22 protein-coding genes are annotated in these 19,180 nt (G+C 66.3%); 6 read left to right on the top strand and 16 right to left on the bottom strand.

Annotated features, from left to right (window positions below):
- Positions 1-29: 29 nt before the first annotated feature.
- The 6 genes from A5906_RS13430 to ygfZ all read right to left on the bottom strand — a co-directional run bounded on the left by A5906_RS13430 (position 30) and on the right by ygfZ (position 6,727).
- Positions 30-2,738, bottom strand: a complete 2,709-nt coding sequence (locus A5906_RS13430; RefSeq protein WP_080135667.1) for a DUF2339 domain-containing protein — start codon at positions 2,736-2,738, stop codon at positions 30-32.
- Positions 2,739-2,789: 51 nt separating this feature from the next.
- Complete coding sequence (locus A5906_RS13425) at positions 2,790-3,758, bottom strand: NUDIX hydrolase (protein WP_080135666.1); 969 nt, start codon at positions 3,756-3,758, stop codon at positions 2,790-2,792.
- Between the two features lie 220 nt (positions 3,759-3,978).
- A complete protein-coding gene (locus A5906_RS13415; RefSeq protein ID WP_080135664.1) occupies positions 3,979-4,485 on the bottom strand; it encodes a tyrosine phosphatase family protein in 507 nt (168 codons plus the stop codon).
- Positions 4,486-4,617: 132 nt separating this feature from the next.
- Positions 4,618-5,232 carry a YfbR-like 5'-deoxynucleotidase gene (locus tag A5906_RS13410; protein WP_080135663.1) on the bottom strand — a complete coding sequence of 205 codons (615 nt, stop codon included), beginning with the start codon at positions 5,230-5,232 and terminating at the stop codon, positions 4,618-4,620.
- A complete protein-coding gene (locus A5906_RS13405) occupies positions 5,229-5,855 on the bottom strand; it encodes a DNA-3-methyladenine glycosylase I (RefSeq protein WP_080135662.1) in 627 nt (208 codons plus the stop codon). The genes A5906_RS13410 and A5906_RS13405 overlap by 4 nt, the downstream gene beginning before the upstream one ends.
- A complete protein-coding gene (gene ygfZ, locus A5906_RS13400; protein ID WP_080135661.1) occupies positions 5,852-6,727 on the bottom strand; it encodes a CAF17-like 4Fe-4S cluster assembly/insertion protein YgfZ in 876 nt (291 codons plus the stop codon). The genes A5906_RS13405 and ygfZ overlap by 4 nt, the downstream gene beginning before the upstream one ends.
- 96 nt (positions 6,728-6,823) lie before the next feature.
- On the opposite strand from ygfZ, the gene A5906_RS13395 reads away from it, so the two are divergent.
- The 5 genes from A5906_RS13395 (at position 6,824) to A5906_RS13375 (ending at position 10,963) form a co-directional block, all read left to right on the top strand.
- Positions 6,824-8,158: a dihydroorotase gene (locus A5906_RS13395; protein WP_080135660.1), complete on the top strand. Its 1,335-nt coding sequence runs from the start codon at positions 6,824-6,826 to the stop codon at positions 8,156-8,158.
- 198 nt (positions 8,159-8,356) lie between these two features.
- Positions 8,357-9,220: a sulfurtransferase gene (locus tag A5906_RS13390; protein WP_080135659.1), complete on the top strand. Its 864-nt coding sequence runs from the start codon at positions 8,357-8,359 to the stop codon at positions 9,218-9,220.
- 103 nt (positions 9,221-9,323) lie between these two features.
- The gene (locus A5906_RS13385) at positions 9,324-10,016 is read left to right on the top strand and encodes an RNA polymerase sigma factor (protein WP_245326717.1); all 693 of its coding nucleotides are present in this window, start codon (positions 9,324-9,326) and stop codon (positions 10,014-10,016) included.
- Between the two features lie 92 nt (positions 10,017-10,108).
- The gene (locus A5906_RS13380) at positions 10,109-10,639 is read left to right on the top strand and encodes a DUF4142 domain-containing protein (protein ID WP_080135657.1); all 531 of its coding nucleotides are present in this window, start codon (positions 10,109-10,111) and stop codon (positions 10,637-10,639) included.
- Positions 10,640-10,648: 9 nt separating this feature from the next.
- Positions 10,649-10,963: a cupredoxin domain-containing protein gene (locus A5906_RS13375; protein ID WP_136615197.1), complete on the top strand. Its 315-nt coding sequence runs from the start codon at positions 10,649-10,651 to the stop codon at positions 10,961-10,963.
- Positions 10,964-11,158: 195 nt separating this feature from the next.
- On the opposite strand, the gene A5906_RS13370 is transcribed toward A5906_RS13375, so the two are convergent.
- The 4 genes from A5906_RS13370 to A5906_RS13355 form a co-directional block, all read right to left on the bottom strand.
- Positions 11,159-11,425, bottom strand: coding sequence for a hypothetical protein (locus A5906_RS13370; RefSeq protein ID WP_024341552.1), 267 nt, complete (start codon positions 11,423-11,425; stop codon positions 11,159-11,161).
- 251 nt (positions 11,426-11,676) lie between these two features.
- The gene (locus A5906_RS13365; protein WP_080135656.1) at positions 11,677-12,054 is read right to left on the bottom strand and encodes a TIGR02301 family protein; all 378 of its coding nucleotides are present in this window, start codon (positions 12,052-12,054) and stop codon (positions 11,677-11,679) included.
- 45 nt (positions 12,055-12,099) lie between these two features.
- Entirely contained in the window at positions 12,100-12,534 is a 435-nt protein-coding gene (locus A5906_RS13360; protein WP_080135655.1) for an NUDIX hydrolase, read from the bottom strand.
- A 4-nt stretch (positions 12,535-12,538) separates the two neighbouring features.
- Complete coding sequence (locus A5906_RS13355) at positions 12,539-13,039, bottom strand: hypothetical protein (RefSeq protein ID WP_080135654.1); 501 nt, start codon at positions 13,037-13,039, stop codon at positions 12,539-12,541.
- Positions 13,040-13,102: 63 nt separating this feature from the next.
- Here A5906_RS13355 and A5906_RS13350 point away from each other — a divergent pair, with 63 nt between their 5' ends.
- A complete protein-coding gene (locus A5906_RS13350; RefSeq protein ID WP_080135653.1) occupies positions 13,103-13,861 on the top strand; it encodes an SOS response-associated peptidase in 759 nt (252 codons plus the stop codon).
- Positions 13,862-13,927: 66 nt separating this feature from the next.
- Here the strand turns inward: A5906_RS13350 and A5906_RS13345 are convergent, their stop codons facing one another.
- The 6 genes from A5906_RS13345 to A5906_RS46360 form a co-directional block, all read right to left on the bottom strand.
- The gene (locus A5906_RS13345) at positions 13,928-15,121 is read right to left on the bottom strand and encodes a CaiB/BaiF CoA transferase family protein (RefSeq protein WP_080135652.1); all 1,194 of its coding nucleotides are present in this window, start codon (positions 15,119-15,121) and stop codon (positions 13,928-13,930) included.
- 35 nt (positions 15,122-15,156) lie between these two features.
- Complete coding sequence (locus A5906_RS13340; RefSeq protein WP_080135651.1) at positions 15,157-16,086, bottom strand: glycine reductase; 930 nt, start codon at positions 16,084-16,086, stop codon at positions 15,157-15,159.
- A gap of 270 nt (positions 16,087-16,356) precedes the next feature.
- Positions 16,357-16,938 (bottom strand): NUDIX hydrolase, encoded by a 582-nt coding sequence (locus A5906_RS13335; protein ID WP_080135650.1) that lies wholly within the window; start codon positions 16,936-16,938, stop codon positions 16,357-16,359.
- Positions 16,939-16,948: 10 nt separating this feature from the next.
- Positions 16,949-17,392, bottom strand: a complete 444-nt coding sequence (locus A5906_RS13330) for a GNAT family acetyltransferase (RefSeq protein ID WP_080135649.1) — start codon at positions 17,390-17,392, stop codon at positions 16,949-16,951.
- Positions 17,389-18,816: an FAD-binding oxidoreductase gene (locus tag A5906_RS13325; protein ID WP_080135648.1), complete on the bottom strand. Its 1,428-nt coding sequence runs from the start codon at positions 18,814-18,816 to the stop codon at positions 17,389-17,391. The genes A5906_RS13330 and A5906_RS13325 overlap by 4 nt, the downstream gene beginning before the upstream one ends.
- Before the next feature lie 20 nt (positions 18,817-18,836).
- Entirely contained in the window at positions 18,837-19,175 is a 339-nt protein-coding gene (locus A5906_RS46360; RefSeq protein ID WP_430642377.1) for a Sua5 family C-terminal domain-containing protein, read from the bottom strand.
- Positions 19,176-19,180 lie beyond the last annotated feature (5 nt).

Genomic DNA, 19,180 nt, shown 5'->3' with positions numbered 1-19,180 from the left:
GGGGAGAGGTGAGAACATCGCCGTGACGCTTAGCTGCCGGTCTGCGGCGCCGGCGCCGGCGAGGCCTGCCGCCGGAACAGGATGCGCTGGTAGAGCCAGCCGATCGCGACCAGCACGACGCCGAGGCACATGAACGACAGCGCGCGGTAGACGCCTGTCAGCGTCGACATGTCGATGACGAAGGCCTTCAGGATCGTCAGCGCGATGACGGCAGCGGACGCCAGCCGCGCCCGCTCCGAGTTGACGAGAATGCCGACCCCGAGCAGCACCACGCCGAAGGCGAGCCAGCCGATCGAATAGGTGTATTGCTCGGCGCCCGTCGTCGGCCCGGTGGAGAGGATCGGGCCGTGATAGAAGCGGCGGATCTCCAGCGTGACATAGGCCAGCGCGAACACCAGTGCGCCGCCGGCGATGGTGTTGGCGTAGACCTTGCCGCGCTCGCCGACCACCGCGTAGGACAACAGCAGCATCAGCACCGCCGGCAGCGCATAGCCGAGCAGCAGCAGGTTGAACACCGCTCCGCCGACGTCGATGTGCCACAGCAGGGGATTCTCCAGGATCAGCAGCCCGAAGATGCTGATGAGGCCTGCCATCGCCGTCAGCACGACCGCGCCGACATTGTGGACGATGCTGCGGCTGCGAAGCCTCAACCGCTCCAGCCCGATCGCCATGGCGAGCATCACGCAGACCTGCAGCGCGCATTCGAGCAGCGAGGGCGTGGACGTCATCTGGCCGCCGGTGGCGAAATGGCGGATTTCCATGAAGGCGAGCAGCGCGGTGAACAGGATCGCGCCGGTCTCCACGATGCGCAGCGGCGCATCGTCGGCGCGGCGGCGCAAGAAGATGCTCGCGCCCCAGAACGAGGCGGCAGGCACGCCATAGCCCCACAGCAGCCAGTTGAAGATCGGCGTGGTGCCGACGGCATCGCCGACGATGCGCGGATCGTAGGCGATGCGCGCGGTGACGATCGCGGCGAAGATCGTGGCGAGCCAGCGCAGGAACGGGATCGGCCGCTGCATCGAGATCCATGCGGTGCCGAGCGACATCAGCGCGAGCGCGATGGTGAGCCAGCCCTTCTCAAGCGCGAAGGTCAGTGCCAGCGCCAGCGCGCCGAGCGTGCCGGTCGCGAACAGCGCGGTGGAGATCATGGTGCCCGGCCGGCTCTCGCGCCGGGTGAGGGCTTCGGTCGCGGCGCCAAAGCCGGCGGCGAGCAGCACGGCAAGAATCGCGAACGGGATCGAACGGTCGAGATGGGCGACACGCGCATAGAGCGCGACCAGGATGGCGATTGGCGTCGCGACGCCCGCGGCCGACCACACCACCGGAATGATCGCTGAATTCGAACGGCCCTGCGCAAAGAAACCCGCGACGCCGAAGCCGGCGGCGAAGATCGCGGCGGTCACCAGATGCAGCGTCACCGAGCTGTCGGTCGCGACAGGGCCGACGCCCGGCATCGGGCCGCCCGGCAGCACCAGCATGTCGGGATTGGCGCGCACCGCCCATTCGGCGAACACGATGAACACGGTCGCAGCAGCCGCGCCGAGTGCGCCGGTCGCCGCCGGTGCGCGCCAGGCCACGAACAGCGTCGCACCGACCAGAAGGGTGAAGGCGATCAGCGCGAGATTGGCGTGCGCGCTCGACAGCACGACCAGCATCGCTCCGAACAGATAGGCACCGAGCGCGCCCGACGAGATCGGCTCGATCTCGCCGTCTTCGATGGTCGGGCCGAACATGAAACCGCAGACCACGAGCAGCGCGGCCAGCACGAAGCCCGCGATGACGTGGAAGGCGTGCGGCGCGACCTGCAATTCGGCGGCGTCGAGACCCGGGAAGATCCAGAGCACCGCGAAGGCGATCGTCGTGACCGCAAGCCAGCGCCACAGCCGGATGCGGGCAAGGCCGAAGCTCGCGGCGGTGACGATGGCGAGATAGATGTAGAGCGCCCAATAGTCCGGCTTGCTGCTGGAGACGAGGACAGGCGTCACGAAGGCGCCGACCACGCCGAGGCCGGCGAGCGCGGGCCCGTGCAGCAGCGCTGCGGCAAGCGTGCCCATGGCAACGATGCCGAGCAGCACGAAGGCGGTGGCGGGCACGAGGAAGCCGTAGAGCGCATAGGCCGCGTAGATGGTCGCAAACGCCACCGCCGTGCCGGCCGCGGTGAGGATCGCGGGGATGTTGGCGATCGGCAGCGCCGCGATGGCGGAGATGCTCTCCTTGCGCCGCGTCCATTCGCCGGCGCCCAGCAGCGCGGCTGCGAACAGGCCGCCGAGGAACACGCGCACGCCGGGCCCGAGGAGGCCGGCCTCGATCGAATAGCGCACCATGAAGAAGCCGCCGAGCGCCAGTGCAAGGCCGCCGATCCAGACCACCCAGCGCGTGCCGAGGCGTTCCTCGAACCCGGGCTCTGCTGCCGGCACCGGAGGCGGCGGCGCATCGGTCGCCGCGCTCGGTTCGCGCGGGGGCGGCGCAACCTCTTCGGCGACGAGCGGAGGTGGTGTTGTTTCCGCTTCAGGCGCAAGCGGCGGCGGCTCGGCGGCTGCAGTCGCCGCGGGCGCTTCAGCCTGCACCTGCGCGGGCATCAGCGGCGGCGGTTGCACAGGCCGCTGCGCATAAAGCTTCTCTTCGAGCAAGTTCAGCCGGCGGCGCAGCTCGGTCGACTGGCTCGAGGCCTTGATCGCGATCAGGAAGGCGATGATCGCAATGATCAGCGCAAAGACGTCAAACGGGCCGTCGAACATGAAGCCTCCAGGCGACCGGCGGGCAGGGGCCGATCGCACAAATCCCAGGATCTAGCGCCGGGAGCGAACGCGCAAGCCCGGCGCCGGCCGCTCCTGGAGCACCTCGCGGCGGAAGCGGTAGAGCGCTGCCGGCCGTCCGCCAGTCTGTGTCGACATCACGCCGGTCGGTTCGACCAGGGCTTCCGTCTCAACCAGGCGGCGGAAATTCTGCTTGTGCAGGTGCCGGCCCGAAATTGCCTCCACCGTATGCTGCAATTCCGTGAGTGTGAACTCGGCGGGCAAAAGTTCAAACACCACAGGACGATACTTCAGTTTTGCGCGCAGCCGCGCGATCGCCGTGGCGAGAATCCTGCGATGATCGAACCGCATCGAGGTCCCGAGCGCGGGAAGCGCCTTGCGCGCTAATGCCGCAGGACGGCCGTCGCGCCGTGCCTCCTCGATCAGCCCCGCCTCGTACAGCAATTCGTAGCGATCGAGTACGCGCTCCTCGTCCCAGGGCGCGCCGTCGAGCCCGAAATAGAACCGCACGCGATCCTTGCGGGGCAGCGCGCGCGTCGTCTCCGGCGTTTCGTCTTCGGCCCATTTGGTCAGCGCCGGGATGATGTCGCGGGCGATGATCGCGGGCGGCTCTTCGCGCCAGTCCTCCCAGGGCAGGAAGCGGTACCAGGGCTCGAAGCTGGCGCCATTTGCCGCGAGCTCGCCGCCCGCGGCCCGTGTGAGCGCGAGATAGCCGATCGACACCATGTGCGCGCCGGTGTCGCCGGCCTCGGCATGACGGCCGCGATCGCCAAAGGTGTAGAGCTGTTCGACATAGCCGAGCCGCAGGCCCGCCTGCGCCTCGACCCAGGCGCGCAGGCCGATCTCGAAGGTGCGATGGCTCAGCGCATCGAACGGCCCGAACGGCAGGCCCGCCAGCCCGTCGCTGCTGTGCGCGGTGAGGATCAGCGGCTCATGGTCCTCGATCGCGACGATCGCGGCGGTCAGGCCGATCTCGATCGGTGTCAGCAGCGTCTCGCTCATGCGGCTGAGATCGCGGCTGTTGCGAGAAGAATGTCTTCGTTGGTTGAGCCGGTCGCTCCGGGGGCTCGCTGTAACCTCTCCCGCTTGCGGGAGAGGTCGGCGCGTAGCGCCGGGAGAGGGCTTTCTCCTCTAGGGGGCTGTCCCGTTGTAGAGACACCCTCTCCCCAACCCTCTCCCGCTAGCGGGAGAGGGGGCGCACCTGCGATTTGGCGCGCAGCCGTCATTCGAGCTCGATCACGAAGGGGCGGCCTTCGACCATCATCGCGCCGGGGCCCATCTCGTCGAGTGCGCGCAGCATGCGGCCGTTGCGCCCGAGCGCGCGGTCGGCGAGCCCGACGATGCGCCGGTTCGGCGAGGCGATGGGAGAGGCGGCGCGGATCTTCTTCGCGATCTCGATCTCGTCGCGGTGCGGATTGAGCGCGCAGACGGCGGCAAACGCGCTCGCGGTGGAACGGCTGATGCCGGCATAGCAATGCACCACCAGCGGCGCAGCTCGGTCCCAGCCACGCACGAAGTTCAGCACCTGCTCGATGTGCGTCTCCGACGGCGCGACGAAGCCGTCCATCTCCTCGGTGATGTCGTCCATCGACACCTTGAGATGGTTGGCCGGCAGCACCGATACCGGCCGCGCCACCTGCTCGACATTGGCCATCACGGTCAGCACGTGGCTGGCCTTGGTGAGGCGGACGGTTTCGGGAAGCGCGGCGAGGGAACAGACGTGGATCATAGCGGACCTTTTTGCCGCTGATTATAGCCGCGGCCGCAGGGTGGGCAAAGCACCCACATGGTCGTGCGTGCGCAATTGGCACCAGGCCGGGACGACGGCGGAGCTAGCAGCGTCACCAGCCCCCTACAGGACCTACGCGAACACCGCGCCGAACCGCTCCAGAAACTGCTTCTCCGCCCGCGCCGCGGTCCAGGGCGTCAAGTAGTCGCGCCGGACGCTGTCGGAAAGGCCGGGATCCTTGCCGAACAGGCGCTTGGCCTCCGCGTCGCTGAAGCCGGCGAGCTCGGTCGCCTCGAGATAAGCCGCGCCACGATCGGCGGCCTTGATGGCCTGCGTGATCTCGTCCGCCAGCACCGGCGGCAGGCCGAAGCGGATGTGGATGGCTCCGAGCAGGCGCTTCTCCACCGCCTTGTAATGGCCGTCGAGCACCGCCTTGAACGGCGAGATCATGTCGCCGATCACATATTCGGGCGCATCATGCAGCAGTGCGGCGAGCCGCATGCGCTGGTCCACGCGCGGCATCTCGTGCCGAAGCACGGTTTCCACCAGCAGCGTGTGCTGTGCGACCGAGAAGATGTGGGCGCCGGTGGTCTGCCCGTTCCAGCGCGCCACGCGCGCGAGACCATGCGCGATGTCGGCGATCTCGACATCGAGCGGGGAGGGATCGAGCAGGTCGAGCCGCCGGCCCGACAGCATGCGCTGCCAGGCACGGGATTGCGCATCACGCGCGGTTTTCTTCACCGTCATTTGGCCTTGAGGCGCGGCTTGCGCTGCGTCTTGCCGCAGGTCGCGTGGCAATGGCAGTCGACGAGATGGTCGTTGACCATGCCGGTCGCCTGCATGAAGGCGTAGACAATGGTCGGGCCGACGAACTTGAAGCCGCGGGACGACAGCTCCTTGGAGATCTGCACCGACAGCGGCGTCGAGGCGGGCACGCTTGCGGAGGTCTTGAAGTGGTTGACCTTGGGCTTGCCGCCCATGAAGTCCCACAGCAGCTTCGAGAAGCCCGGGCCCTTCTCCATGATGTCGAGATAGGACTTCGCGCTCAGGATCGCGCCGTCGATCTTGGCGCGGTTGCGCACGATGCCGGCATCGTTCATCAGCGCATGGACTTTCTTCGCATTGTAGCGTGCGATCTTCTCCGGCTGGAAATCGTCGAAGGCCTTGCGGAAATTGTCGCGCTTGCGCAAGATCGTGATCCAGGACAGGCCGGCCTGAAAACCGTCGAGGATCAGCTTCTCGTAGAGCGCGCGATCGTCATATTCAGGCACGCCCCATTCAGTGTCGTGATAGGCGACATAGAGCGGATCCTCGCCGGGCCAGGGGCAGCGGGTCAGGCCGTCGGAATGCAGGCGGGGAGCACGGCTCATGCGATGGGCTGCTTGGCTGGAATGCGGACGATTTCAGGTTCGGCGAGCGTCAGGGCAAGGCCGCCCGCCGTGAGCGGCTGGCCGGCATCGAGCGCGTCGGCGACACGGTCGATGCGCACCAGAGCAATGCCCTTGCCTTGTGCCGACGAGCCCATCGTGCCGACCGGCTTGTCGCCGGCCATCACGCTGACGCCGACTTCCGGCGAGACGTCATCGAGCAGCACCTTGACGCTGCGCGTGCGCGCGGTGCCGCGATGCTGCATGCGCGAGACGACCTCCTGGCCGACATAGCAGCCCTTGTCGAAATCGACGCCGGCAAGCCGGTCCATGTTGGTTTCGTGCGGGAACGCATCGCTGTACATGAAGTCGAGCCCGCCGCGCGGCACGCCGAGCGCAATGCGGTGCGCCTCATAGTCGGCCGCGTCAACCAGCTCGGCGCCGATCAGATCGGACAGCTTCTGCTTGAGATCCTCGGGGATCAGGATGCGGGTGCCGAGCTCGCCGTTGCGCGGATCGGCGAAGGCAAGGTCAGGTTGCGCCGCAGGCTGGCCGTCCCAGGCGGCGAGCACACCGAGATCGAGGTTTTCCACCGTGACCTTGGCGCGCAGCTTGTAGAATTTCAGCTTGGTGGCGAGGCTGTCCGCCAGCGCCTTCGGGCAGTCGATCAGGAACCCACCGCCATGGCCTGCGGGCACCTCAGTGATCAGGAAATCGGCGATGATCTTGCCCTGCGGTGTCAGCAGCGCGCCGAATCGCCCCTGGCCCGGCTTCAGCCTGTCGACATCGGTCGTGATCAGGCCGTTGAGGAAGTTGCGCGCATCCTCGCCCGCGACCTTGACCACGCTCCGGTCGGGAAGAAACGCTGATTTCATGCGAAAATCTCTTGCGACATGTTGCTCCGGAACGTAAGCCCCCAAGGCATAAACGACAAGACCTCGAGCCCTGCGCTTGGGGATGAGAGAGGCCCCATGACCCAGCGTTTCGATGTGATTCTCAAGGGCGGCACCGTCGTCAACCAGGACGGCGAGGGTGTTCGCGATGTCGGCATCACGGGCGGTCGTATCGCGGAGCTGGGGTCGCTCTCGCAGGCCGCCGCCGCGGAGGTGATTGACTGCAAGGGCCTGCACATCCTGCCCGGCGTGATGGATACGCAGGTGCATTTCCGCGAGCCCGGGCTGGAGCAGAAGGAAGACCTCGAGACCGGCTCGCGCAGCGCCGTGATGGGCGGCGTCACCGCGGTGTTCGAGATGCCGAACACGTCGCCGCTCACGGTGACGGAAGCCACCTTCACCGACAAGGTGAAGCGCGCCCATCACCGCATGCATTGCGATTTCGCCTTCTTCATCGGCGGCACCCGCGAGAACGTGCAGGATCTGCCGGTGCTCGAGCGCGCACCGGGCTGCGCCGGCGTCAAAGTGTTCATCGGCTCGTCCACCGGCGCGCTGCTGGTGGAGGACGACGAGAGCCTGCGCCGCATCTTCCAGGTGATCCGTCGCCGTGCCGCCTTCCATGCCGAGGACGAGTATCGTCTCAACGAGCGCAAGCCGCTGCGCATCGAGGGCGATCCGCGCTCGCATCCGGTCTGGCGCGACGAGACCGCGGCGCTGATGGCGACGCAGCGCCTGGTCAAGCTCGCGCGCGAGACGGGCAAGCGTATCCACGTGCTGCACATCTCGACCAAGGAAGAGATCGAGTTTCTGCGCGACCACAAGGATGTCGCCTCCTGCGAGGCGACGCCGCATCATCTCACCCTGGTCGCGCCCGAGTGCTACGAGCGGCTCGGCACGCTCGCGCAGATGAACCCGCCGGTGCGCGGGGCCGATCACCGCGCCGGCATCTGGCGCGGCATCGAGCAGGGCATCATCGACGTGCTTGGCTCCGACCACGCGCCACACACGCTGGAAGAGAAGCAGAAGACCTATCCGGCCTCGCCCTCCGGCATGACGGGCGTGCAGACGCTGGTGCCGCTGATGCTCGACCACGTCAATGCCGGCCGCCTGTCGCTCGCCCGCCTCGTCGATCTCACCAGCGCCGGCCCCGCGCGCCTTTACAACATGGCCTGCAAGGGCCGCATCGCCGCGGGCTACGACGCCGACTTTACCATCGTCGACCTCAAGCGCAGCGAAACCATCACCAACAAATGGGTGGCGTCGAAAGCCGGCTGGACGCCCTATGACGGCGTTCGCGTCACCGGCTGGCCCGTCGGCACCTTCATCCGCGGCCGCCGCGTGATGTGGCAGGGCGAGCTGGTGACGCCCTCGCAAGGCGAGCCGGTGCGGTTTCTGGAGACGCTGAAGCAGTAGGGGGTCTGGTCGCTAGGCGGTACAAGCACGTTTCACATTCGGTGTCGTCCTGGCGAAGGCCAGGAGCCATACCGCGGAATCTATCTGTGCTGGACGGTCGCACTACCGGCGAACGGATTAACTGCTAGCCTTCGCCAAACTCCTCCCTGGGTCCTGGCTTTTCGCCAGGACGAGGTGGAGAAGCATGGGAGAGCATGCATGACTCAACCCCTCATCACCACCGAGCAGCTCGCCGTGATCCTCGGCGATCCCAGCCTCCGCCTCTACGACTGCACGACCTACAACGAGCCGGTGCCGCCGGGCAGCGACGTGCCCTATCGCGCGGTGCCCGGCGACAAGATGTTCGCGGCCGGCCACATTCCCGGTGCCGATTTCCTCGACCTGCAAGGCGAGTTCTCCGACACCTCTGCGCGACCGCTCTACATGATGCCTGATGTGCCCCAGCTCGAGGCTGCCTTCGGCCGCCACGGCCTCGATGCGTCCACGACGATCGTGCTCTACAGCATCGGCACCATGATGTGGGCGACGCGGTTCTGGTGGATGCTGCGCTCCCTCGGCGTCGATGCGCAGGTGCTCGACGGGGGATTCGACAAATGGAAGGAGGAGGGGCGGCCGATTGAGACAGGTGCACCGAAGGGCTATCCGGCCACGATGTTCAAGTCAGCGCCGCGCGCCGGCTTCTTCGTCGACAAGGATGTCGTGAAGGCGCGGATCGATGATCCCTCGACCGTGATCGTCAATGCGCTTGGACCGCAATTTCACCGCGGCCTCGAGCCCAGTCGTTACGGCCGGCCCGGTCGCGTGCCCGGCAGCGTCAACGTATCAGCCGCAACGCTCGTCAACGCCGACAAGACGCTGACGACACTTGCAGACGCCGAAGCAAAGTTCGTTGCCCAGGGCGTCACGCGCGACAAGACCGTGATCTGCTATTGCGGCGGCGGCATCTCCGCGACGATCGACCTCTTGCTGCTGACGCAGCTCGGCTACGACAAGCTGACGCTGTACGACGGCTCGATGGGCGAATGGGCGAGGGACCCCTCGCTGCCGATCGAGACGGGTTAGCCGAGCTTTCTTACCCTCCAGGGGGAGGGTAAGAAAGTCAGGAACCTTTTGCCCTGGCCTGCATCCAATGGCTGGACCGACACGAAACGAGCAGGTAACCGCCATGCAAGGGACCGCCGCCGGCGCCAGGGCATCAGAAATCCGGTCATCGGAAGCCGAACTGATCGACCGCGCGCGGGGCCATGACGAGGCCGCGCTGCGCGGGATCATGCAGGCCAACAACCGCAGACTATACCGCCTCGCGCGCGCGATACTGCGTAGCGACAGCGAAGCCGAGGACGTGGTGCAGGACACCTATGTGCGCGCCTTCACCCATCTCGACGGCTTCCGCGGTGAGTCCAGCCTGTCGACCTGGCTGTCGCGCATCGCCATCAACGAGGCGCTTGGCCGGGCGCGTAGCGCGAGGCCGCATCTCGAGCTCGGCTCGGTGTCCGAAGCCGCGCTCGAGGTGCAGATCATCAAATTCCCCGTTTCCCCTCCAGGCGATCCGGAAAGGACCATGGCCCAACGTGAAATCCAGCGCGTCGTCGAACGTGCCATCGACCGGTTGCCGGATGTTTTTCGCACGGTGTTCGTCGCGCGCGTCATGGAAGGCATGAACATCGAGGAGACCGCCGATCTGCTCGGCGTGAAGCCCGAGACCGTGAAGACGCGGCTGCACCGCGCCCGAACCATGCTGCGCGAGAATGTCGAGAAGGAGATCGGCCCGGTGATGATGGACGCCTTCCCGTTTGCCGGCTGGCGCTGCGAGCGCCTGACCGAAGCGGTGCTGAAGCGGCTCGGTGTCGGCGGCTGAAATTTTCTCGGGAACGTTTGCGCGAAACGCCCATCCAATGCCTGTGAAGCAACGCGCCGGCAAAACGTCCGGCAGCACAGGAGTGTCAAACCATGTTCATCCGTTGGAGCGCGGCGGTCGCCGCGGCAATTCTGCTGTCGAATCCCGCGCTGCAAGGCGCCAGCGCCGCCGAAAAGCCGACCGATCCGCAGATCGCCCACATCGCCTACACCGCCGGTGTGATTGACATCAACGCTGCCAAGCAGGCACAGAAGAAAGCGAAGAACAAGGATGTGAAGGCGTTTGCCGAGGACATGCTGCGCGACCATGAAGCGGTCAACAAGCAGGCGCTGGCGCTGGTCAAGAAGCTGAACGTCACGCCTGAAGACAACGATACCAGCAAGGCGCTGTCGAAGCAGGCCAGCGACAAGCTGGCTGAGCTCGACAAGCTGAGCGGCGCGGCGTTCGACAAGGCCTATGTCGCCAACGAGGTCGCCTATCACAAGGCGGTCAACAGCGCGCTGGAGACCCAGCTCATCCCGTCGGCCAGCAATGCGGAGCTGAAGGACCTGTTGCAGACCGGCCTGAAGGTCTTCCGGGGCCATCAGCAGCACGCCGAGCATGTCGCGGCCGAGCTGAAATAGGGGCGTGGGATGATGCCGGGACGCCTCGCTCCGATCGCGCTCGCCTTCCTGTCGATGGTCGTCCCGGCGCGCGCCGCGACGATAGAGATCACGATGGAGAATCTCGTGATCGCTCCGGCTGATGTATCGGCGAAGGTCGGCGATACCATCACCTGGGTCAACAAGGACGTCTTCGCCCACACCGCCACCGCCAAGAACGGCGATTTCGACGTGACGCTGCCGCCGAAGAAGTCGGCGACATCAGTGCTGAAGAAGGCAGGAACGGTCGAGTATTACTGCCGCTATCATCCCAACATGAAAGCGACGCTCAAGATCGAGCCGTGACGCAGGAGGGACCGCTTTCCCGCTCCCGGCGGGAAGATCTCCCGGTCATTGCGAGACTAATGCTTGTCCGCGGCAAGCCACTTCCGTGCGATAAAGGCGGCAGACTTCGTGACCTTGTCGTCGAGACCCCGTCGCAAAGTCATTCATCCGTCGACTGGCCCCGCCCGCCTGGCGGGGTCATTTTTGATGAAGGGCTTATTGCCTGGAGATGCCGACCGAGAATTCGCCGTTGCGAATGCGGCCGGGAAAGCCCTCCACGAATTTCGCCACCGCGTCCTCGCCATAGGTGCCGACGAGCTCGGCGAATGCGGCGAACAGGCTCGCCTGCGCCAGGCAATCACCATCGACACCGTCATGGCGCGCTTCGGCCCAGGCCTCGTTGAGATAGCTCAGCGCGGCCTGCTTCTGCTCGTGATCGGGCAGCGGCGCGCGGGCGGGGGCGTAGGAAATCGGCTGGCTCATGAAACTCGACAAGGCTGGGGCGCGATCCACGGCGATGCGCTGCAGGAGAGGTGTAGCACGCGTATTAACGCCCGCTAGGCCACATCTTTAGGAACGGTTAACGGCTGTGAACAAACTCGATGACAGGGTTCCACCACGTGTCATTCCGGGGCGCGACGAAGTCGCGAGCCCGGAATCCATCGTGCGGTGATCTCTGTGGTGAGATGGATTCCGGGCTCGCGCTGCGCACGCCCCGGAATGACGAGAGAACCTCAGTTCGCGTAGCGCGCGGTGAGATCGCGCGAGATCTTCGAGCCTTCCTCGATATAGCGGCGGATCGCGACCGTCGCGGCCGGCGTGCAGCTCCGGTAGGTCTGCTGGAAGCCGTTATAGCCGCGGTTGAAGCCGGCGATCATGCGGGTGCGGCGTTCTCCGGACGGGGTTTCGGCGTCGATCAGCGCCTGCATTTCGCTGCGCCATTTGTTGCCTTCGTTGGACCCGCAGATGCCGCGCAGGTAGTGCAGACCGCCCAGGATCTCCGCCAGCCGCTGCAATTCGCCGTCAAACGGCGCTGCCGCGTCCTGGGCCCGGGCGAGCGGGCAGGCGCAGGCGAGAATCAGGGCGAAAATGGCCAGAAATCGCGTCGACATCGGCGGCTGTATGCCCCCTCGGGACGGCGGGCGCAAGGCGGGCCGTCAGGCCCCGATCAGGCGGCGAGCGGACTGGATGACCTCCTCCAGCCCCCCGGTCAGCTTGAGGTCGCCAAGGCTCGCCAGGGCGTCCGGGGCGACCCAGCGGTAATCGTCGAGCTCGTCGTTCAGGACCGGCTCCCGGGCCGCCCAGCGGGCGGCAAAGGACATGATCAAATAGTGGCCGGCGCCGGGCGCGGCCGGCAGCACCTCGCGCCAGCCAGCAAGGCCGATGACCTCGATATTCAGCCCGGTTTCCTCGTCGACCTCGCGCTTGAGCGCCTGGTGCAGCGATTCGCCGAATTCGACCCGGCCGCCGGGCAGGGAATAGAACCCTTTTGCGGGCGAGCGGGCGCGGCGGGTCAGCAGCACCTTGCCGTCGCGGAAAATCGCGGCACTGACCGCGATCTGGGGATGACTGGGCTGGTCGACCGCGGACACGGCGCTAGTTCGACATGATGGTGTCGACGTCAGCTTCCGCCCCGCCATTGATGATGCCGCCGCAGGCGGCGATCAGCGGCTTGACCCAGAGGGTGGCCTGCTCGGCGAGCCGCACGCGGGTCGAGTCCTTCTCGACCTCGCGCATGGCCGAGCCGACTGCGGTCAGGATCGAGGTCATGGTGTCCGTGATGTGGTCGAACTGGGCGCGCACGTTGGGATCGGCCTTCTCATAGGCCTCGATCGCGAGGTCCCGCGCCTTGAAGTTCGACGCCGTGAAATGCTCGGCATAGGACAGCGGCGACCAGGTCAAAAAGTCTTCGGCGCATTCCGGCATGTCAGGGACCATTTCAAGCAGCATCACGGCTTCATTGAAATGGTTGAGATAGTCGGTGGCAAGCCCGGTTCGCGGGTTGATATTGGCCACGCGCAGCCGTTCGGCCCAGGCCGCAGCCTCGGGGCCCGTCTGTACATGCGTCCGCGCGGGTTGGGTGGCCGTTGAGCTCATCTGCCGCAGTGTTAACGTTCGGGGTTAAAAGGACCTGAACGGACCCTATATAGGCCTCCAAGGATGTGTGGACGCTTCGTCATAACTTCGGCCCCCGCGGCTTTGCGGCAACTGTTCGGCTATGTCGAGCAGCCGAATTTCCCGCCTCGGTACAATGTCGCCCCGACGCAACCGATTCCGGTTGTTTTAGTCGAGAATGGCGCGCGCCATTTCCGCCTGATGCGCTGGGGCCTTTTGCCGTCGTGGGTCAAGGACCCCCGCGGATTTACGTTGCTGATCAATGCCCGCTCCGAGACGGTGCTGGAGAAGCCCGCGTTCAAGAAGGCCATACGCCGGCGGCGCGGCCTGATCCCGGCCGACGGCTACTATGAGTGGAAGTCGGACGGCGGCCGCAAGCAGCCGTTCTTCATCCACCGCGCCGACGGTGAGCCGCTCGGCTTTGCCGCGGTGTTCGAGACCTGGGTCGGGCCGAACGGCGAGGAACTCGACACGGTCGCGATCGTCACGGCGGCGGCGGGCGAGGACCTCGCCGCGCTGCACGACCGTGTGCCTGTCACCATCAGCCCACGCGATTTCGAGCGCTGGCTCGATAGCCGCGGCGATGAGGTCGATGCGATCCTGCCGCTGATGCGGCCCCCGCCCATCGGCGAGTTCGCCTGGCACCCCGTCTCCACCCGCGTCAACCGCGTCGCCAATGACGATGAGCAGCTGCTGTTGCCGATCAGCGCGGAGGAGATGGAGGCGGAGGCGCCGAAGCCGAGGAAGGTGGTGCGGAAGGTCGCGGCGGCGTCGTCAGATGACGGGCAGGGATCGTTGTTTTAGCTGCGGTGCACCACCCACTCCGCCGTCGTCCCGGATCTGCGCTGGCGCTTGTACGGCAGCGGAGGTTCACACGATCTCCCTTGCCCTCAGCGCGGCGATCTCCGCCGCATCGAAACCGAGTTCGCCGAGCACCGCATCGGTGTCCGCCCCCAGCTCCGGCGCCATGCGATCGAGCTTGCCGCCGCCATGGGCGAGCTTGAATCCGCTGCCGGCAAAGCGCAGGCGGCCGTAGGGCGTGTCGAGCTCCTGGATCGCGCCGCGGGCCTTCACTTGCGGATGGTCGATGACCTCTTCGACCTTCCAGATGCTGGCGCAGGGGGCGCCGGCGTCTTCGAGGATCGTTTCCCATTCGCGCGCAGGCTTTGCGGCGAGCGCCTCCTCGATGATGGCGCGCAGCGCGCCCTCGTTCTCGTTGCGCGAAAACCAATCCGCAAAACGCGGATCGGAGAGCGTGTCCTCGCGGCCCAGCGTGGACATCAGCGCGCGGTACTGCTTCTCGTTGTTGACGGCGAGCAGGATATGGCCGTCGCCGCATTTGAACAGGTTCGCGGTCGTTCTCCGGCTCACCGCCTGGTTGCCCGATAGCTGCTGGCGATGGCCCGCAACCGACCAGTCCGCGATTTGCCCCGAGAGGAACGCCAGCGTTGCCTCCAGCATGGAGACGTCGATGAATTGTCCCTTGCCGGTGCGATCGCGCTGGTACAGCGCGCTCGATACGCCGAACGCGGCGGTGGCGCCCGAGAGCACGTCGCACACGGCAAAGCCGGCGCGCGTCGGGCCCGTCTCGGGGTGGCCGGTGATCGCCATGATGCCGGACAGCGCCTGCATCTTGCCGTCATAGCCCGGCCGCAGGCGATCCGGCCCGGTCTGGCCAAAACCTGACACCGCGCAATAGATCAGCTTCGGATTGATCGCGGACAGCGCCTCATAGCCGATGCCGAGCTTGTCCATCACGCCGGGGCGAAAATTCTCCATGACGACGTCGACGGACGCGGCGAGCTTCTTCACGATCGCGATCGCATCGGGCTTCTGCAGATCGAGCGTCAGGCTGCGCTTGTTGCCGTTGATGGCCTGGAACGCCGGCGCCAGCCCGCGCTCGGCCCATTCGCGGGAGAGTGGCGTGCGGCGCATGTCCTCGCCCTCGCGCCGCTCGACCTTGATGACGTCGGCGCCAAGGAGTGCAAGCTGGTAGCTCGCATAGGGCCCGGCCAGCACTTGCGTAAAATCCAGGACCTTCACGCCCTCGAACGGTCGCGTCACGTCTCTCTCCCGATGGTTGTTGTTATTGGAGGACGTCAGGCGGCGCGGTTGCCGCGCGCGATCTCCTTCTGCTTGTCGAATTCGGCGCGGCGGCGTGCGAGCTCTTCCGGTGAGAGCTGCGCGACGTTGTTGTAGTCGAGCTTCCAGGAAGCGTCCTCGCTCCAGCGCAGCGGCGATTGCATCGTGGTCTGCGGGCCGCTCGCGGTCTCAAGCAGCCTCAAGGCCAGCTCCAGCGTCTGTGCCTGCGAGGCGACGTCGTGCGGCTTGCCGGCGGAATTGCCGAGCGGGAAGTCCGAGAACAAGAAGCGCGGCACCGCCGCGTGCTCGATGATGTCCTTGGCGCAGCCCATGATCACGGTCGGAATGCCGTTCCGCTCGAGGTGCCGTGCCACCAGCGCGGTGGTCTGGTGGCACACCGGGCAGTTCGGCACCAGCACCGCGACATCGACCGCATCAGTGAGGCAGCGCGCCAGGATCTCCGGCGCGTCGGTATCGAGCGTGACGCGATGGCTGCGGTTGGTCGGCGCGCCGAAGAAGCGAGGTGCCACTTCGCCGATGCGTCCGGCGGCGGACGCTTTCAGCAGCTGCGGCAGCGGGAACCAGGTGCCGCTGTCGGTCGCCGCGGTGTGCTTGCGGTCGTAGCCGATGTGGGAGATGCGAAGGTCGTGCTGTTGCGACGTGTCGCCGTCATAGACCTGATAGAACTTCGCGCTGCCGTTATAGGCCGCGCCCGGCCCCTGGTCGCCCTTGGCGGGATCGTAGGGCGCCGCGGTGGTGATGATGGTGACGCGCGACTTTGCCAGCGGCTTCTTCAGCGCCTCGAACGGCGCCTCGGTGTAATGCGCCCAGCGGTACGGCGTGGTGTAGCCGATCGCCGCGTAATAATCGCGGGTGCGCTGCATGTAGGGGACGGGAGAGTCATAGTCGGGCGCAAAGCCGAATTCGTCGTCGCGCGGAGCGGACATGGGGCGGCGTCTCCAGGTTCTTGGTTGGCGACAGACTAGAGATAGTTTTGGGCTTGCTCAACGGGGGGGAGCGGCGGCGCAGGTCAGAGTTGCAACCAGGTAGGAAGAGCGCCGCAGTCTTACCCTCTCCCCTTGTGGGAGAGGGTGGCTCGCCGCGAAGCGGCGAGACGGGTGAGGGGTACTCAGGAGTTTGCCGAGAGATACCCTCATCCGGCGCTGCGCCACCTTCTCCCACAAGGGGAGAAGGGAAGAGGGCAGCTCACACGTCACCTACCGGAACACATGCAGCGCCACGTATTGCAGCAGCATGATCGCCTTCGCGTCGATGATGCGGCCGTCGGCGATCATCGCCAGCGCTTCGTCGATGGAGAGCTCCAGCACCTCGATATCCTCGCCCTCGTGCTCCAGGCCGCCGCCGTCGCTGACGCGCATCTCGGGCTCGTATTCGGCGACGAAGAAATGCAGCTTCTCGGTGATGGCGCCGGGGCTCATGAAGGCCTCGAACACCTTGTGGACGTGATGCAGGCGATAGCCGGTTTCCTCCTCGGCCTCGGCACGGATGCGCTCCTCGGGCGAAGCATTGTCCAGCACGCCGGCCGCCGCCTCGATCAGGAGGTCGTCGTAGCCGCGAATGAACGCCGGCAGGCGGAACTGCTTCACCAGGATCACCGTGCGCCGGGCCATGTTGTAGGGCAGCACGGCGGCGGCGTTGTCGCGCTCATAGGTCTCGCGGTGCTGCGTCTGCCACGTGCCATCGGCGCGCCGGTACTCGAACGTCGTGGTCTTCAGCGGCGTCCAGTTGTCCGAGAGCACGCGGACGTCCTTGATGCGGACGCGGTCGGAAATGGTCATTGGCTCGATCTCAGTTGCTTGGCGTGGTCGTGCGGCCGTCGAGCCACTTCTGGTACATCACCGAGGTGGACAGCTCGAAGCCCAGCGAGCCGTAGAACGCATTGGCCTGCGCATTCTCGCGCCGGACCAGGAGCTGCAGTTTTGCGATGCCGGCACTCCGCAGCCAGTCCTCCGCCGCCGCCATGATCACGCGACCGTAACCGCGCTTCTGGCTGTCGGGATCGACCGCGACGTAATAGACCCAGCCGCGATGGCCGTCATGGCCGACCATGACGGTGGCGACGATGACGCGGCCGTCGCGGCCGATCAGCACGGTCGAATTGTCGCGCCGCCGCGCCAGCGCAATGTCGGCATGCGGGTCGTTCCAGGGACGCGTCAGGCCGCAGCGCTGCCACAGCGCCACGACGGTCTCGACGTCGGCATCCTTGATCAAGTCGATCGCAAGAGCACTCACAGCACCTTCCCCGGATTCATGATGCCGAGCGGGTCGAGCATCGCCTTGATCTGTCGCATCAGCTCGATCGCGGTCTTGTCCTTCACCTCGGGCAGCTCGTCGCGCTTGAGCACGCCGATGCCGTGCTCGGCCGAGATCGAGCCGCCCATGCGCAGCACGATCTCGAACACCACGGCGTTCATCTCGTGCCAGCGCGCCAGAAAGTCGGCCGTGTCGGCGCCGATCGGCTGGCTGACATTGTAGTGCAGATTGCCGTCGCCGAGGTGGCCGAACGGCACCGGCCGCGCGCCCGGGATCAGCTTGACCACGGCGGCGTTCGCCTCCTCGATGAACGCCGGCACCGCTGCGACGGGCACCGAGATGTCGTGCTTGATCGAGCCGCCCTCCGGCTTCTGCGCCGCCGACATCTCCTCGCGCAGCTTCCAGAAATTGTTGCGCTGGGCGAGGCTCGCCGCGATCACGGCATCGTCGACGATCTCCTCCTCCATGGCGCGGCCGAGGATCGTCTCCAACGGCGTGCGGGCGTCGTCACCGGGAGAAGACAATTCCATCAGCACGTACCAGGGATGCTTCTCGGCAAGCGGATCGCGCACGTCGATGCCGTGGCGGACCGAGAAATCGACCGCCATCTCCGAGAGCAATTCAAAGCTCGTCAGCGCGTTGGCGGCTTCGCCCTGCGCGATCGTCAGCAGCTTCAGGGCCGCCGCCGGCGATTTCAGCCCGACATAGGCCGTCTCGACCGCCCGTGGCTTCGGAAACAGTTTCAGCGTCGCCGCCGTGATGATGCCGAGCGTGCCTTCCGCGCCGATGAAGAGGTTGTGCAGATTGTAGCCGGTGTTGTCCTTCTTCAGCTTCGACAGCACGTTGAGCACGCGCCCGTCGGCGAGCACGACTTCCAGCCCGAGCGCCATCTCGCGCGCGACGCCATAGGCAAGCGCCGCGGTGCCGCCGGCATTGGTGGAGAGATTGCCGCCGATGGTGCAGCTGCCTTCAGCGCCCAGGGACAGCGGAAACAACCGGTCCACATCGGACGCCTTCTGCTGCGCAACCTGGAGCACCACGCCGGCCTCGCAGGTCATGGTGTTGGAGGCGGTGTCGATCTCGCGGATCTTGTCGAGGCGCCGCAGCGACACCACCACCTCGCCATTGTGCGGCGTTTGGCCGCCGACGAGGCCGGTGTTGCCGCCCTGCGGCACCAGCGCGATTCTGTGCTCCGAGGCGAGCTTGCAGATCGCGGCGACTTCCGCCGTCGAGCCCGGGCGCAGCACCAGCGGCGAGCGGCCGTGGAACAGATTGCGCTCCTCGGTGACGTAAGGCTCGATGTCGGTCGCATCGGTGATCGCGTGGCGATCGCCGACGATCTTGCGGAATTGGTCGATCAGCTCGGGCGCAAGCGGAGGGATGGCCGGTTTATTGATGTTCATCTCGTCTCGTTTCTTCGCTCTTATCTCGCCACAGCAGCCCGGCGCAGCCGGTCGTTGATCGCCTCGCCCAAATCCACCTCGGGAATCGGCATTACCGCGATCGCCCGCGGGCTCTTTGCATCCAGGCTGCGAAGATAGCCGAACAGATTGGCGGCGGCTTCATCGAGATCACCGGCGGGCGACAAATTCATGACAGCCGCCGCAGCATCAACGCCGGGCAGGCGTGCGGGGCCGAACGCCAGCAGCGCTTCGCCCGGCGCCACATCTTGCGCATTGAGCCGCACATCGGCGCGCGGCGCGTAATGCGAGGCCAGCATGCCCGGCGCCAGCGGCTGGCTGTCGTCGCTGCCGGCCTCCACCGGCG

It is taken from the genome of Bradyrhizobium sacchari (genome assembly GCF_002068095.1).
GTDB lineage: Bacteria > Pseudomonadota > Alphaproteobacteria > Rhizobiales > Xanthobacteraceae > Bradyrhizobium > Bradyrhizobium sacchari.
This window is presented reverse-complemented; position numbering and strand designations above follow the sequence as displayed.